Annotated in this window: 15 protein-coding genes, 3 tRNA genes and 1 pseudogene; 10 read left to right on the plus strand and 9 right to left on the minus strand. The window is 52.2% G+C overall.

Features of this window, described 5'->3' with window-relative positions; all coding sequences use genetic code 11:
- The first annotated feature begins 3 nt into the window (after positions 1 to 3).
- The 8 genes from HV832_RS15585 (at position 4) to HV832_RS15620 (ending at position 4602) form a co-directional block, all read left to right on the plus strand.
- Positions 4 to 79 (plus strand) — tRNA-Gly (locus HV832_RS15585).
- Positions 80 to 154: 75 nt separating this feature from the next.
- Positions 155 to 228 (plus strand) — tRNA-Cys (locus tag HV832_RS15590).
- A gap of 66 nt (positions 229 to 294) precedes the next feature.
- A tRNA-Leu gene (locus HV832_RS15595) sits at positions 295 to 387 on the plus strand.
- Between the two features lie 522 nt (positions 388 to 909).
- Entirely contained in the window at positions 910 to 1668 is a 759-nt protein-coding gene (modA, locus tag HV832_RS15600) for a molybdate ABC transporter substrate-binding protein (protein ID WP_176804775.1), read from the plus strand.
- Positions 1669 to 1682: 14 nt separating this feature from the next.
- The gene (modB, locus tag HV832_RS15605) at positions 1683 to 2363 is read left to right on the plus strand and encodes a molybdate ABC transporter permease subunit (RefSeq protein ID WP_176804776.1); all 681 of its coding nucleotides are present in this window, start codon (positions 1683 to 1685) and stop codon (positions 2361 to 2363) included.
- A 23-nt stretch (positions 2364 to 2386) separates the two neighbouring features.
- Entirely contained in the window at positions 2387 to 3070 is a 684-nt protein-coding gene (locus HV832_RS15610) for an ABC transporter ATP-binding protein (RefSeq protein WP_176804777.1), read from the plus strand.
- 119 nt (positions 3071 to 3189) lie between these two features.
- Positions 3190 to 3759: a nitrogen fixation protein NifQ gene (locus tag HV832_RS15615; protein ID WP_176804778.1), complete on the plus strand. Its 570-nt coding sequence runs from the start codon at positions 3190 to 3192 to the stop codon at positions 3757 to 3759.
- 30 nt (positions 3760 to 3789) lie between these two features.
- Positions 3790 to 4602 (plus strand): TOBE domain-containing protein, encoded by an 813-nt coding sequence (locus tag HV832_RS15620; RefSeq protein WP_176804779.1) that lies wholly within the window; start codon positions 3790 to 3792, stop codon positions 4600 to 4602.
- A gap of 7 nt (positions 4603 to 4609) precedes the next feature.
- Here HV832_RS15620 and HV832_RS15625 read toward each other — a convergent pair whose 3' ends face one another.
- Positions 4610 to 4831 (minus strand): hypothetical protein, encoded by a 222-nt coding sequence (locus tag HV832_RS15625; protein ID WP_176804780.1) that lies wholly within the window; start codon positions 4829 to 4831, stop codon positions 4610 to 4612.
- Between the two features lie 123 nt (positions 4832 to 4954).
- Here HV832_RS15625 and HV832_RS15630 point away from each other — a divergent pair, with 123 nt between their 5' ends.
- Positions 4955 to 5410, plus strand: a complete 456-nt coding sequence (locus HV832_RS15630) for an acyl-CoA thioesterase (RefSeq protein ID WP_176804781.1) — start codon at positions 4955 to 4957, stop codon at positions 5408 to 5410.
- Between the two features lie 72 nt (positions 5411 to 5482).
- On the opposite strand, the gene HV832_RS17405 is transcribed toward HV832_RS15630, so the two are convergent.
- The 8 genes and pseudogenes from HV832_RS17405 to HV832_RS15665 all read right to left on the minus strand — a co-directional run.
- Complete coding sequence (locus tag HV832_RS17405; RefSeq protein ID WP_223827332.1) at positions 5483 to 5866, minus strand: MFS transporter; 384 nt, start codon at positions 5864 to 5866, stop codon at positions 5483 to 5485.
- Positions 5867 to 6796 (minus strand): MFS transporter, encoded by a 930-nt coding sequence (locus tag HV832_RS15635; RefSeq protein WP_223827329.1) that lies wholly within the window; start codon positions 6794 to 6796, stop codon positions 5867 to 5869. It abuts the gene before it with no gap.
- A gap of 109 nt (positions 6797 to 6905) precedes the next feature.
- Positions 6906 to 7685: a 3-oxoadipate enol-lactonase gene (gene pcaD / locus HV832_RS15640; RefSeq protein ID WP_176804782.1), complete on the minus strand. Its 780-nt coding sequence runs from the start codon at positions 7683 to 7685 to the stop codon at positions 6906 to 6908.
- 20 nt (positions 7686 to 7705) lie between these two features.
- Positions 7706 to 8908: a 3-oxoadipyl-CoA thiolase gene (gene pcaF / locus HV832_RS15645; protein WP_176804783.1), complete on the minus strand. Its 1203-nt coding sequence runs from the start codon at positions 8906 to 8908 to the stop codon at positions 7706 to 7708.
- Positions 8909 to 9013: 105 nt separating this feature from the next.
- Positions 9014 to 9667: a 3-oxoacid CoA-transferase subunit B gene (locus HV832_RS15650; RefSeq protein ID WP_176804784.1), complete on the minus strand. Its 654-nt coding sequence runs from the start codon at positions 9665 to 9667 to the stop codon at positions 9014 to 9016.
- Positions 9668 to 9681: 14 nt separating this feature from the next.
- Positions 9682 to 10341, minus strand: a complete 660-nt coding sequence (locus tag HV832_RS15655; RefSeq protein WP_176804785.1) for a 3-oxoacid CoA-transferase subunit A — start codon at positions 10339 to 10341, stop codon at positions 9682 to 9684.
- Positions 10342 to 10432: 91 nt separating this feature from the next.
- Positions 10433 to 11620, minus strand: coding sequence for a benzoate/H(+) symporter BenE family transporter (locus HV832_RS15660; RefSeq protein ID WP_176804786.1), 1188 nt, complete (start codon positions 11618 to 11620; stop codon positions 10433 to 10435).
- 34 nt (positions 11621 to 11654) lie between these two features.
- Positions 11655 to 11963: pseudogene (locus HV832_RS15665) on the minus strand (SDR family oxidoreductase); the annotation flags it as partial.
- 177 nt (positions 11964 to 12140) lie between these two features.
- Between HV832_RS15665 and HV832_RS15670 the strand changes: the two are divergent.
- Entirely contained in the window at positions 12141 to 14174 is a 2034-nt protein-coding gene (locus HV832_RS15670) for a hybrid sensor histidine kinase/response regulator (RefSeq protein WP_176804787.1), read from the plus strand.
- Positions 14175 to 14196: the final 22 nt, after the last annotated feature.

Genomic DNA, 14196 nt, shown 5'->3' on the forward strand with positions numbered 1-14196 from the left:
AATGCGGGAATAGCTCAGTTGGTAGAGCGCAACCTTGCCAAGGTTGAGGTCGAGAGTTCGAGACTCTTTTCCCGCTCCAGGTTATAAAGGGGGAGCAAAGCTTCCCTTTTTTGTTGAGTTAGGTGTCTGACTGAAATGTTAAGTCAGTATCCCTGGCGGGGTAGCAAAGTGGTTATGCAGCGGCCTGCAAAGCCGTAGACGCCGGTTCGATCCCGACCCCCGCCTCCAGTATTTGTAAAGCGCTTTCGGGCGCTTTTTTTCCAGAATCGGGAATATCATTCCCGGTGCAGTTGGGCCCGAGTGGTGAAATAGGTAGACACATCGGACTTAAAATCCGCCGCTTTCCGTAAAAGGGGCGTGCCGGTTCGATTCCGGCCTCGGGCACCAAGCACTACTTTAGAATATCAAAAACCCTGAAAAGCTAATGAAATCAAGGCTTTCCAGGTTTTTTTGTTTTTCAATCAGGGGAAATTTTTCGAAGAAAACACAAAATAAAAAGGTGTGAAAAAATCATCCTTTTAAGTTTTCTTTATCTCCAATTACCTCTTTTTGCCTCTTGGTTTGTTCTATTTTGTTCTGCGCATTTTCAAGCAATCGTTTCAAAATTCATTCTGAAACGTTTCAAAATTAATATTCTTGACGTCGGTAACTTTTGTGTGTCTTGTGACCAGTCACGCTTGCCGCTTCCATAATGTCGAGACCTCGTTCGAATAGTCCGGTTTTACCCGGCAATATCGACCTAAAGAATCTACCCTAGTCATTCTGTCCAATATGACAAGCGGAGGAAATCTTCGTTTGTCGTGACCTAACTCAAACATTCCATATTCAGTACATCTTTTCAGTCAGTATTGCTGATAAGGCGCTATATATCAGTGTACATTACGAAATGTGTGATGGACGGGAGAATGTATGCGAAAAAATGGTATTGGACATTGCTTACTGGCAGTTTATGGTTTGGTGTTACATGGTGCTGCGCTGGCGGGGGAGTTGACGGTATCGGCGGCGGCGAGTCTGACGAATGCGTTCAAGGAAATTGCGCAGAGTTATCAGGTGCAATATCCGGATGCGAAGGTTTCTTTTAACTTCGGAGCATCTGGCGCTTTACTACAGCAGATTGCCAAAGGCGCGCCAGTGGATGTGCTGGCTTCGGCGGATCAGGAGACGATGGATTCTGCGCAAAAGCAAGGCTTGGTTGTGGCTGCGGAACGGTATGATTTTGTCCGGAATTCGCTGGTGGTGGTGGTGCCGGCTGACAGCAGGCTGCATGTGCATCGTCTGGAGGATCTGAGTGCAGCTTCAGTTCACCGGATTGCAATTGGTAATCCGGTGAGCGTGCCTGTCGGACGCTACACCATGCGGGCACTGGAGTCCGCCAGATTGTGGCCCGGACTCGAAAGCAAGGAGATCAGCACTCAAAATGTCCGGCAATCACTCGACTATGTGGCGCGCGGTGAGGTCGATGCCGGCTTTGTTTATGCAACGGATGCCGTGAGCATGAAGGATAAAGTGAGAGTGGCTTTTGACGTACCGGTTTCGATACCGATTACGTATCCGATCGCAACGATCAGAGACGCCGCCCATCGGGAGGAAGCGAAGCGGTTTATCCAGTTTGTTTTGCAGCCGCAGAGTCAGGCTATTCTTGGTAAATACGGCTTTCTGAAACCATAAGGACAGTCTGAAGTATGGAGCTGGCATGGAGTGCATTGCTGTTATCGCTGAAAGTGGCGGGTTGTGCCACGACGCTGAATTTGTTGCTGGGAATTCTGGTTGGGTATGTTCTGGCACGGAAACAATTCTGGGGCAGAAATTTACTCGATACCTTGCTGACGTTGCCGATGGTAATGCCGCCGACCGTATTGGGTTATTACCTGTTGGTGTTGATGGGACGGCGCAGCTGGTTGGGGGGATGGTTGCAGAGTCAGTTTGGAATCAGTCTGATTTTCACCTGGCAGGGGGCGGTGATTGCTGCGGCGATCGTGGCGTTTCCACTGGTGTTTAAGCCGGCCAGGGCGGCATTTGAGGCCGTTGACGGGCAGTTGGAGCAGGCGGCACGGGTGCTGGGTGTTTCTGAGGCGTCGATTTTCTTCCGGGTTAGCTTGCCGTTGGCATGGCGCGGAATTATGGCTGGCGTATTACTGGCATTTGCCCGCGCACTCGGCGAGTTCGGCGCCACCTTGATGGTGGCGGGCAGCATTCCCGGTAAGACCCAGACTTTATCGATTGCCGTTTATGAGGCAGTGCAGGCCGGACAAGATGATGTGGCAAATATGCTGGTGCTCATGACGTCGGTAGTGTGTATTGCCGTTTTATGGCTGGCAGGTTATCTGGCGCCGGGGCGGGTGGCGCACCGGGTCAGGACCTGAAGTTCGCTGTTGGATGACTTATCATGCAATTCGATTTTCGGATTTATAAAACGTTCAGATCTGCACAGCGTCAGTTTGTGCTGGATATTCAATGGCAGTCGGACTCTCAGCGGCTGGTGATTCTGGGAGAATCCGGTGCCGGTAAAAGCCTGACACTTCAGGCGATGGCTGGCCTGATCCGTCCGGATCAGGGACATATACAGATCGGCGGCCGCACCTTGTTTGATGCCGCCACAGAGATCAATCTTGCACCGCAAATGCGGCATCTTGCTTACGTGTTTCAGGACTACGCTTTATTTCCCCATCTGAATGTCCGTCAGAATATTGAGTTTGGGCTGCGTCGTGGCTGGCGTAATCCTGACCGGAAAAACAGTGATCCGCAAGTTGGTTACTGGCTCGATCTGTTCAGCCTGCATGCCGTCGCGCATCAGTTTCCGCACGAATTGTCCGGTGGGCAGAAGCAGCGTACAGCGCTGGCGCGTGCACTGATTTCCAAACCGGCAGCATTGCTGCTGGATGAACCTTTTGCCGCACTTGACCCGGTCTTGCGGATTGCCATGCGCTGCGAGCTGGATGCTTTGCAGCAGTCGCTACAGGTGCCTATGGTACTGATTACCCATGATCAGCGGGATGCCGACGTGTTTGGTGAGGAAGTCCTGCAGTTACGTCATGGGCAATTACTGCGGCAGGCGCAACACTGGCCGTGAAAAGGCTGGTGCATCCATCTGCAATTGTCGTGTTGGCGTGAATTCGATGAATGGCTGATTGATGCAAACACCTGCTGGTCAGTGCCGTATTAAGTAGGAGTACTGTGAAAAGATAAAAGATGGATACTTTTGATTTACACCACATGGCAGAGCAGGCGGCCAGATCCAGTCCAGAAGATTTGCTGGACCGCGCAATCATTGGCGTGCTCAGGCATGCGCAGGAAGGTGAGCTGCCTTTATTTGCCTGGACACTCGGCCTGACCCAGACCGCATACAGACAAATGCTGGCGCAACGCTTTCCTGAACTGGGGGCGCTGACACCACTACCGGAAGCACAGTATCTGGGATTGCTGCAATCGGTACCTGCTGATTTTTACCCTTTACGAAATATGCTGATGACGCATCGCTCTGCCACTGCCGACAAGCAACAGGCCGACTGGCTGGCGCGTGCGCTCGCTATCGCCTGTCAGGGTAGGCGCCATCTCTGGCAAGATTTGGGATTGCAGGGACGGGATGAGGTATCGCGTTTATTGCAGGACTATTTTGCACCGCTGGCAGAACGGAATATTTATCATTTGAAATGGAAGAAATGGATTTATCAGGAACTCGGGCATCATCTGGGACAAAAAAATTTACAAGCTCCCCAATGCCGGCGGTGTCCGGACTATTCCATTTGCTTTCCGCAGTGATCACGGTATTTATCAACAGCAAATAATTTCATGGACCAAAAAGAACAGACAATCTCCCTGCATGGATCAGTATGGATGACGGTCAATGGTGAAAATCTCGGCGGTAAAGGTCGGATGGCACTGCTGGCTTATATCGCAGAATGCGGTTCCATCACACAAGCGGCAAAAATGATGAAAATGAGTTACAAAGCCGCCTGGGATGCGATTGATACCATGAATAATCTGGCCGGAGAGCCGCTCGTTGAGCGGTTGACGGGCGGCAAAGGTGGTGGCGGCACACATCTGACCCAACGCGGCCGGCAATTGCTGGAGAATTTCCGGGTGATCGAGACTGAACATCGTCAGTTTATCCGGCATCTGGATCAGCAGGCGACCGGCATGGCGGATGATTTTTTACTCATGAAAAAAATCGGTATGAGAACCAGCGCGCGTAACCAGTATCTCGGGACTGTCGCCCGGATTAAACAGGGGGCGGTCAATGATGAAATTGTGTTGGACATTACGGGTGGTCAGCAAATCATCGCCATCATCACGCACGACAGTACCGAAGAACTGGGACTGGCGCCTGGTGTCGAGGCTTTCGCGCTGATCAAGGCATCATCAGTGATCGTCATGGCAAATGATGCCGGAATCCGTTTGTCAGCCCGCAATCAACTGCAAGGAGAAATCGCCCGGATTCAGGCTGGTGCAGTCAATACTGAAATGACCATCACCTTACCGGGAGGCGGCGTGCTGGCAGCGATGATTACCAATGAAAGTGCACAGGCACTGGCGCTGCATACCGGCAGCCGGGTCACCGGCGTTTTCAAAGCGTCCAGCGTGATTCTCGGCGTACCGGTCTGAGGCCTCATCAGGCCTGGGTGTTAATCAGCTGGCCAACAACCTGACCGCTGGTATTCAAGCCCGGCGTCGACTGAGTTTGCTGAACAGTTTGTGCTGCGCTGAGACCGGAATCATCCTGATTATTGTCCTTATCGCGACCGGTTTTTTTGACTTCCGCTGTTTCCGCTGTGTTTTGCGTTACCTGGCTGGTGCTATTTCCTGATCCGCCGGATACTGAGCTGATATTCATGGTGACTCCTGTGTGTAATGCCATGCTGTGTAGTAGGGAGGGCGGTATCCTGAATCTATGGAATAATGCGCCAGCTTCACTATGCATTCCGCCTCGTTGAACATTATAGGAAAAATTCGCGTTATGGTTTGGGATTATTTACAAGCTTTTACCTTGTCCGTATCGCCGCAGGTGGATGACATTGATGGTCTGCATCACACCAATAATGCCGTCTATGTCCGCTGGTGCGAACAGGTGGCATGGGCGCATTCAGAAAAACTGGGAATGCGTCTGGCAGACTATCACCGGCTGGACCGCGCAATGGCGATCCGGCACGGGAAATATGATTATATTTTGCCATCTTTGCTCGGTGAACCACTGACACTGGCCACCTGGCTGGTGGCGACTGACGGCAAGCTGACCATGGAGCGACGTTTCCAGCTGATCCGTGACCGGGATCAGGCGACTATACTGCGCGGATGCTGGCAACTGGTCTGCATTGAAATCAGTACCGGAAAAGTACGGCGTATGCCTCAGGAATTTTGTGAGGCCTATCTCCCTGCAATTAGCGAGCCTGTGAGTCAGCCTGCGACTGCGTAACTGATGAGCGATCATCTGCCAAATAAAAAAATGCCGGTTTTGAGAACCGGCATTTTTATAGGAAAAATCTGTTTAGCTGCTCAGGGTCTGGGTTTGTCTGCCGGCCAGGGAAATGGCGACACAGGCAATCGCACCAGGAATGGCAAAGGCATAAAAATTAAATTCCAGGGGCAGATTCATACTCAGCAAAGTACCACCCAGAATCGGCCCGAGAATTGCGCCGCTACGCCCGATACCCGAAGCCCAACCGATGCCGGTGGAACGTATGCTCAGCGGATAATACTGCGCGACATAGGCATACAGCAGAATCTGTGTGCCGATTGTTGTCGCACCGGCCAGGGCTACCAGCATATTCAGTATCAGCGTATTGCTCCTGATACCCAGCAGGCTGATCGAACCGGCGGCAATAATAAAGAAAATCGTCAGGATACGGCGCGGATGAAACTGGTCTGCCAGTCATCCGCCGCCGATTGCACCGAAAATTGCACCGATATTTAACACCATCAGGAACATCAGGCTGGAACCTAGTGGATAGCCGGCTTTATTCATCAGTTTCGGCAACCATGAGCCCAATGCGTAGACCATCAGCAGACACATGAAAAACGCAATCCAGAACATCAGTGTGGTCAGCAGACGATTATTTCTGAACAGCGCGATCAGTGGTGCCTGATTCACTGTTTTACCGGTCGCATAGTGATACTCGGCATCCTGTGCCGGATGAAAACCGGGCTTCAGCTGATGCAGTATCCGTCCCATTTGCCCGTAATTTTTTGAGTGCAGTAAAAAGGCAGGAGATTCTGGCAGAAAATACAGAATCAGCGGCAACAGCAACAAAGGGATAATGGCGACAAAAAATACTGCAGACCAACCGTAAGCCGGAATCAGCCAGATACCCAGCCCGGCGGATAACATGCCGCCGACCGAATAGCCACTGAACATTATCGTGACCAGCAGACTGCGGATTTTTTTAGGAGAGTATTCCGTCATCAGTGCCACCACATTCGGCATCACACCGCCAATACCCAAACCTGCAATAAAACGGCAGATACCGAATTCAGTCATATTGCTGACGAAACCGTTAATGAAAGTGAATGCGCTGAACAAAGTAACGCAAATTGCAATAACCTTTTTACGTCCGATTTTGTCGGATAAAGGGCCGAAAAACATGGCCCCAAACATCATGCCGAATAAGGCATAGCTGCCCAAGGCGCCCGCCTGTAACGGTGTGAGCGCCCATTCTGTCATCAGTTTTGGCAGTACCACGCCATAAATCACAAGGTCATAACCATCAAAAATAATCACCAGTGCACACCAGAACAGCAGCATCCAGTGGAAGCGATTAAAGCGCGCCTCGTCAATTAGCTGGTGAACGTCAATCTGTTTCATGAATTAAGTCTCCTCAGGGGTTATTTTTGTAAAAAAGGGTGCAGCAGACCAACCGTTGTGATGACAGCGGGTTGGGTAAAACGGGGGAATCAATCGGTTGCGGGTGTGTTCAGTCGCTCAGAAAAGCCAGTAATGCCTGGTTGAATGCGCTCTCTGCTTCGATGTTGGAGATATGCGATGCCTCCAGCACGGCAATCCGGGCATCAGGAATCTGCTGTTGCATGAAAACGGCATCTGCCACGGTCGTGACCGGATCTGCGTTGCCGGCGATGATCAGTGTCTGAGGCGTAATAGCCTGAATCTGCTGCCGCAGATCCGCGCCGGCAAGCGCTTCGCAGCAGGCGGCATAACCTGATGGATTTTCTTGCCGCAAATGTTCTGTCAGAACAGAAATCTGGTCCGGCATTCTGCGGGCGAAGTCTGGCGTAAACCAGCGGCTGGCGGCAGAGTCTGCAATGCTGCCAAGCCCATTGGTGCGTACCATATCAGCCCGCTGTTGCCAGGCAATGCTGTCCCCGACTTTGGCTGCGGTGTTGGCGAGAATCAGTTTGTTGATGCGTCCTGCTGCATGTATTCCCAGCCATTGTCCAGTCACGCCACCCATAGATAATCCGCAGAAATGCGCTGTTGCTATACCGAGAAAATCAAGTAACCCTAACGCGTCTTCAGCCAGTTGCTGCAACGAATAAGGACCAGCTGGAGACGCAGAGTCGCCGTGGCCGCGCGTATCGTAACGGATAACATAAAACCGTTCGCGTAAGTGTTTAGCCTGCGCCTGCCACATACGATGGTCAGTGCCGAGCGAGTTGGAAAAAAGGATCGCGGGGTGTGCGGGATTTCCCTCTGTGAGGTAGAAGATATCGGTGTGATGGATGTGGGCGATGGGCATGGCTTTTCCAGTCAATGAATTCAGACGCGTTCGATGATCATGGCGATTCCCTGGCCGACGCCGATGCACATGCTGCAGAGGGCATAACGTCCCTGAGTGCGTTGCAGCTGATACATAGCGGTGGTCACCAGCCGTGCTCCCGATGCACCGAGCGGATGCCCTAAAGCGATCGCACCGCCATTCGGATTCACGTGCGCCGCATCGTCCGGCAAACCCAGATCGCGGGTAACGGCGAGTGCTTGCGCGGCAAAGGCTTCGTTGAGTTCGATGACATCCATCTGGCTCAGTGACAGGTTGGCTTTGGCCAGCACTTTGCGGATTGCCGGTGCGGGTCCGAATCCCATGATGCGGGGAGCTACTCCGGCTGCAGCAACGGCAATAATTCTTGCTCTCGGGGTTAGTCCGTGTTCTGTCAGCGCCTGCCCGGATGCCAACAGCAAAGCGCAGGCGCCGTCATTCACTCCCGATGCATTGCCCGCCGTCACGGTACCGTCTGGCCGGACGACGCCCTTGAGTTTTGCCAGCGCTTCGAGCGTTGTGGCACGCGGATGTTCATCCTGGCTGAAAATCAGTGGATCTCCTTTGCGCTGCGGCAGTGTGACCGGAACGATTTCATCATTAAAAATGCCGTTTTGTTGTGCTAGCGCTGTGCGAATCTGGCTGTGCAGTGCAAAGCGGTCCTGGTCTTCGCGTGAGACGGAAAAATCGGCAGCAACATTTTCTGCGGTTTCCGGCATCGAGTCGACACCATACTGCGCTTTCATGAGCGGATTGATGAAACGCCAACCTATCGTCGTATCTTCAATTCTGGCATTGCGAGAAAAGGCGCTGTCTGCTTTTCCCATCACGAATGGCGCACGTGACATGCTCTCGACGCCGCCAGCAATCATCAGATCGCAGGAGCCACTTTTTAAGGCATTGGCCGCGATGCCGATGGCATCCAGACTGGAACCGCAGAGCCGGTTAACCGTGCTGCCCGGAACGGCTACCGGCAGACCTGCCAGCAGGCTCGCCATCCGGGCCACATTGCGGTTGTCTTCACCTGCCTGATTGGCGCAGCCGTAGATCACATCGTCGATTTTCGACCAGTCCAGAGATGGATTGCGCGCCATCAGCGCCTTGATCGGCAAGGCGGCCAGATCATCGGTTCTGACGCCCGACAGCGTACCGCCATAACGGCCAAAAGGGGTGCGGATTGCATCGCATATAAACGCCTGATTCATTGTGTCTCCTCCATTATTCATGTCGTATGCCGGGTGTCATTTACCATTTGTCATTCGCCCGCTGATATCCCTGCATTACCTGATGGATACCAGTCGCATGGTGCTTTATTGTGCCTGATTCTGCAGCAAGGGAGCGGCAGTCAGGGTTTGCAGTTCTTCAAAACTCAGTCCGGGCACGATTTCACGTACAATCAATCCTTGCGGTATGACATCAATGACAGCCAGGTCAGTGTAAATCCGGTCAACGCAGCCGATACCTGTCAGCGGATAACTGCAGCGATCGACAATTTTTGACTCTCCGGATTTGGTCAGGTGTTCCATCGTGACGAACACCTTTTTCGCACCAATTGCCAGATCCATTGCACCGCCGACTGCCGGAATGGCATCGGCCTCACCGGTATGCCAGTTGGCCAGATCGCCGTTCGCGGCAACCTGAAATGCGCCCAGCACGCAGATGTCAATATGTCCGCCACGCATCATCGTGAATGAGTCGCCGTGATGGAAGAAACAGCCTCCGGTCAGCAGCGTGACAAACTCTTTTCCGGCATTGATCAGTTCCGGATCACGGTCTTGCGGAGCCGGGGCCGGGCCCATGCCCAGAACGCCATTTTCGCTGTGCAGGAAAATATCTTTGTCGGGGTCAAGATAATTGGCAATCCGGGTCGGCAAACCGATTCCCAGATTGACATAGGAACCTTCGGGAATGTCACGGGCAACGCGCTGTGCAATCTGATCGCGGGTATAACGTTGGTAGCTCATGCGGTTCTCCTTGCTCAGACGGCGATAACATGTTGGACGAAAATACCCGGTGTGATGATGTTTTCCGGGTCCAGCGCGCCCAGCGGCACAATTTCTTTGACCTGCGCAATGGTGCAGGCAGCGGCGGTCGCCATGATGGGGCCGAAGTTACGGGCGCTCTTGCGATAAACCAGATTGCCCCAGCGGTCGGCCTGTTGTGCCTTAATCAGTGCAAAGTCTGCATGGATCGGGTATTCGAGCACATAATCCTTGCCGTTGATATTGCGGGTTTCCTTGCCTTCTGCCAGCAGTGTGCCGTAGCCGGTGGGCGTGAAAATCGCGCCAAGACCAGAACCGGCAGCCTGAATACGGGCTGCCAGATTACCTTGCGGTACCAGCTCCAGCTCGATTTTTTTTGCATGGTAGAGCTTGTCGAATTCGTAGGAATCCGATTGACGGGGAAATGAGCAGATAATTTTTCTCACGCGGCCAGCTTTCAGCAATGCCGCCAGACCGAGATCGCCATTGCCGGCGTTATTGTTGACGATCGTTAAGTCACCGGCGCCGTGCGCAATCAGGGCATCAATTAATTCTGCCGGTTGCCCAGCGGTGCCGAAACCACCGATCATGACCGTGGCACCGTCGTGAATTTTTCCGATCACGTCCTGCATAGTGATACTGGTTTTATCAATCATATCTTTACCTGTGTTTGTTACTGTGTTTGTTACTCAGTGATTCAAAAAATACGAAACATCCGTTCATCCGTCGCGGCCGAATACGGATGATCTAGTGTGCAGCCGCTTTGTGGTGCAGGATCAGATAAGCGGCAATGCCGATCACGATCCCCCAGAATGCCGAGCCGAGACCAAATAAGGTCATGCCGGATGCTGTCGCCAGAAAGGTGATCATTGAGGCTTCCCGATGCTCTTCATCCTGAATCACCCCCATGATATTGGCGCTGATCGCCCCTAGTAGCGCCAGTCCGGCAAGTACGGCCACAAACTCTTTTGGCAGGCTGGTGAATAAAGCCACAATCGTTGCCGCCAGTGCGCCACCTATCAGATAAAAAATACCGTTGGCAATTCCGGCGATATAACGTTTACCGGCATGTTCATGGGCATCCTTGCCGGTACACAGCGCTGCCGTGATGGCGGCAATGACGATCGTGACGCCGCCGAAAAAAGCGACGATGACAGACAGCAGGCTCGTGATGATGAGGATAGGTCTGGCCGGAGTCTGATAACCCGACAGGCGCAGAATAGCCATGCCAGGCAGAAATTGTCCGCTCAGGCTGACCAGAATCAGTGGCACTGCAAAACTCAGCGTGGACTGCCAGGTCCATTCCGGCGTGATCCAGACCGGAGCCGACAACGTGACGTGCACTGTACGGAGATCAGCGAGCTGCGTCATCCATGCCAGCAATGCGCCAGCCAGCAGGACAATAATAATCGTATAGCGTGGCAGCAGTTTTTTACCGACCAGATAGGTAAGGATCATGCCGGTTGCCAGCACGGGGGTGGCAGTGACGGATTTGAAACTGTTGACGCCGAACTGAAACAGAATACCTGCCATCATGCCAGCGGCAATCCCTTTGGGAATCTGCCGGATCAGCTTATCGAAATAGCCGGACAGGCCGATGAGCAGAATCATGATAGCGGACGTGATATAGGCTGCGACCGCCTGACTCAGCGGCATCGCCGGAAACAGGCTGACCAGCAGTGCCGTGCCCGGCGCTGACCAGGCCGTGATGACCGGCGTTTTCAGATACCAGCTGAGGATGATGCCGGAAATGCCCGCTCCCGCTGAAATCGCCCAAACCCAGGAGGCGGTCATTTCCGGTGTGGCGTGTGCCGAATGTGCAGCCTGAAAAAAAATAACCAGTGGCCCGGAATAAGAAATCAGCACTGCCAGAAAACCGGCTACTGTCGCTGAGAATGACCAGTCTTTCAGCAGGGAGTGCGGTGTATTGATCATGGTGGCTTGCCTGTGTTGTCCCGATACCGCAGGATTATCCCTGATCGCCACCACCGATCGGCAGCACGGAGCCGGTGATGTATGAGGATTCGTCCGACGCCAGAAACAAGATAGCGTTGACCTGTTCATCAATCGTGCCATAGCGGTGCATCAGGCTGGAGGCAATCGTCTGATCGACAATGCCCTGATACCAGATTTCTTCCTGCGCGCTGAGCGGCTGTGTATTGCGGGGAACTTTACGCGGTGGCGCTTCTGTGCCGCCGGTCGCTACTGCATTAACGCGGATACCATCTGCAGCGTGTTCCAACGCGAGACTGGCGGTCAGTGCATTGATACCGCCTTTGACTCACAATGGCAGCATATTGCTGCTCTCGCTCGCGCAATGCCTGTTGCGCCATTTCCAGCGCAGTGATATCTCGCCCTACCCCCAAAACTCCCAACAACTTGCCTTCTGCATCATAAATCCGGGTCTGAATGGAAACGATCAGTTCCTGATGGCCATCTGCAAAGGTTACTGTCCGTGATTAACGATATTCTTGATTTTTCAAAAATTGAAGCCGGAAGAATGACGCTCGATCCGACTGATTTTCAATTGGAACGGGTGGTCTCCAATGTTTTTGCCCTGATTGCTGATAAGGCGGAGGAAAAAGGGCTCGAGATGATTGCTGAAATCAATAACGTACCAACAGCTTTATATGGAGACAGCGTTCGTCTCGGGCAGATATTGCTTAATTTTGCCAGCAATGCAGTTAAATTTACAGAAAAGGGCAGCATCATTTTGCGCGTCATAATGACCCGGCAGGACGCAGAACGGAGGTGGTTACGATTTGAGGTTAAGGATACGGGAATCGGTCTGACCGTTGATCAGCAGTCAAAATTATTCGCTGCTTTTCAACAAGCGGATGCTTCAACAACCAGAACATATGGCGGAACCGGCCTGGGACTGGCGATCTGTCGGAAATTTGCTGAGTTAATGGGTGGGCGGGTTGGTGTCAGTAGTGAGTACGGTAAAGGCAGTACGTTCTGGTTTGAAGCACCATTTGGTGAAGGCAAAGAGCTTACCGGGCTAGGAGCGCAATTATTGCAGCCCCGCACCCGGATTCTGGTGATTGATGATATGGAGGATGCGAGAGAAACTCTTGCCGATATGCTGAGAGCGCTGGGCGCGCGAGTCAGTACGGCGACTTCAGGAGCAGATGCTCTGGAGCTGGCTGCACAGGCAGATGCGATGGGTGACTCCTATCAGATGATTTTCACTGACTGGCAAATGCCCGAATTTACCGGGACGGAAACTTGCGAGCGGCTGCGGCAGCTTCCGCTCAGAATACAGCCAGTATGCATTTTGGTCAGTGGCAGCAGCGGCTGTCCTCGTGATGAAAAGGAGAGCCAGCTATTTTCTGCATTTATCCCTAAGCCTGTGTTACCGACCATGCTGGCCGACACCATTGCCAGAGTTTCTGGCGAAAATCGGATGGCTGTCGTGCCAGAGAAAAAAAATGAATTGCTGGCGTTTGTCCCAGGGCATCATCTGCTGCTTGTTGAAGACAATCTGATGAATCAGGAAGTCGCGATGGAACTATTGAAGGATATGGGTTTTCTGGTTGACCTGGCAGAAGATGGGGAGCAGGCTATTGCGCTTGCCGCAACAGGTAATCATGACCTGATTCTGATGGATATTCAAATGCCTAAAATGGATGGTTTGGAGGCGACGCGACATATCCGAGACATAGATGTCTGTAAGAAAATACCGATCATTGCAATGACTGCTAATGCTTTTGCGGAAGATCGCGCTGCTGCATTGAGTGTAGGAATGGATGACTATGTACCGAAACCTGTTGACCCTCAGCAGTTAAGCCAGGTTCTCGCCAAATGGTTGCCGGCCGCAGTCAAAGGTGACGTGACTATCCATAGAGATGAATCCTTCTCTTTGCGTGAAATAGATATTCTGACAAAGATAAAGGCAATTAAAAATTTACGTGTTGAAGATGGACTACGGTCTGTCAGAAATAATGTTGAAAAATTAAATCATTTACTCCGGTCTTTTGCAGAGGATCACGGGGGAGATGCTGCCAGTCTGAGATCGGAGCTGAAAGCAAAACAGAATGTGGATGCCAAGCGACGAGCGCACACATTGAAAGGTGTGAGCGGGATGATCGGATTTGGCCGGCTGAGTGAGTTGGCCGAAAAAACTGAGCGATGGATTGGTCAGAATCTAGATGTGGAAATTAACCCTGAAGCTGCCGGGGTTGGTGACCTAGACGAGGAGTTATCCAAAGTATGTAACGCAATCAGGTTAGCTCTGGGGCGCATGGTTGATCTGGTAAAAAATAATTCTGTCTTACCCGATGATTTTCAGGATCGGCTGATTCTGTTGCAGAAACAATTGGTGGCAGATGATCTTGATGCAGAAGAATCATATTTTGAATTGGCTTCGTCTATTGAACGAGCTTTTCCTGACAAAGCATCTGCCTTAAAGAGGGCGATCGAAGAGTTTGATTTTGTTCAGGCCGCTGAAATTGTGAATGCTGTTTTGGAAGATTGTTCAAAAGGGTAGTTGACATGGGTAGGTAAGTCGT

Origin of the sequence: Cognatundibacterium oligocarboniphilum (assembly GCF_013377855.1) — a bacterium.
GTDB lineage: Bacteria > Pseudomonadota > Gammaproteobacteria > Burkholderiales > Burkholderiaceae_D > Undibacterium > Undibacterium oligocarboniphilum.

Bases quoted from the DNA above. Each gene is read 5' to 3' on its own strand.
- modA (WP_176804775.1), top strand. From the start codon at position 910: ATGCGAAAAAATGGTATTGGACATTGCTTACTGGCAGTTTATGGTTTG.
- HV832_RS15625 (WP_176804780.1), bottom strand. From the start codon at position 4,831: ATGAATATCAGCTCAGTATCCGGCGGATCAGGAAATAGCACCAGCCAG.
- HV832_RS15620 (WP_176804779.1), top strand. From the start codon at position 3,790: ATGGACCAAAAAGAACAGACAATCTCCCTGCATGGATCAGTATGGATG.
- pcaD (WP_176804782.1), bottom strand. From the start codon at position 7,685: ATGCCCATCGCCCACATCCATCACACCGATATCTTCTACCTCACAGAG.
- HV832_RS15615 (WP_176804778.1), top strand. From the start codon at position 3,190: ATGGATACTTTTGATTTACACCACATGGCAGAGCAGGCGGCCAGATCC.
- HV832_RS15610 (WP_176804777.1), top strand. From the start codon at position 2,387: ATGCAATTCGATTTTCGGATTTATAAAACGTTCAGATCTGCACAGCGT.
- pcaF (WP_176804783.1), bottom strand. From the start codon at position 8,908: ATGAATCAGGCGTTTATATGCGATGCAATCCGCACCCCTTTTGGCCGT.
- HV832_RS15635 (WP_223827329.1), bottom strand. From the start codon at position 6,796: ATGAAACAGATTGACGTTCACCAGCTAATTGACGAGGCGCGCTTTAAT.
- HV832_RS15630 (WP_176804781.1), top strand. From the start codon at position 4,955: ATGGTTTGGGATTATTTACAAGCTTTTACCTTGTCCGTATCGCCGCAG.
- modB (WP_176804776.1), top strand. From the start codon at position 1,683: ATGGAGCTGGCATGGAGTGCATTGCTGTTATCGCTGAAAGTGGCGGGT.
- HV832_RS15655 (WP_176804785.1), bottom strand. From the start codon at position 10,341: ATGATTGATAAAACCAGTATCACTATGCAGGACGTGATCGGAAAAATT.
- HV832_RS15650 (WP_176804784.1), bottom strand. From the start codon at position 9,667: ATGAGCTACCAACGTTATACCCGCGATCAGATTGCACAGCGCGTTGCC.
- HV832_RS15660 (WP_176804786.1), bottom strand. From the start codon at position 11,620: ATGATCAATACACCGCACTCCCTGCTGAAAGACTGGTCATTCTCAGCG.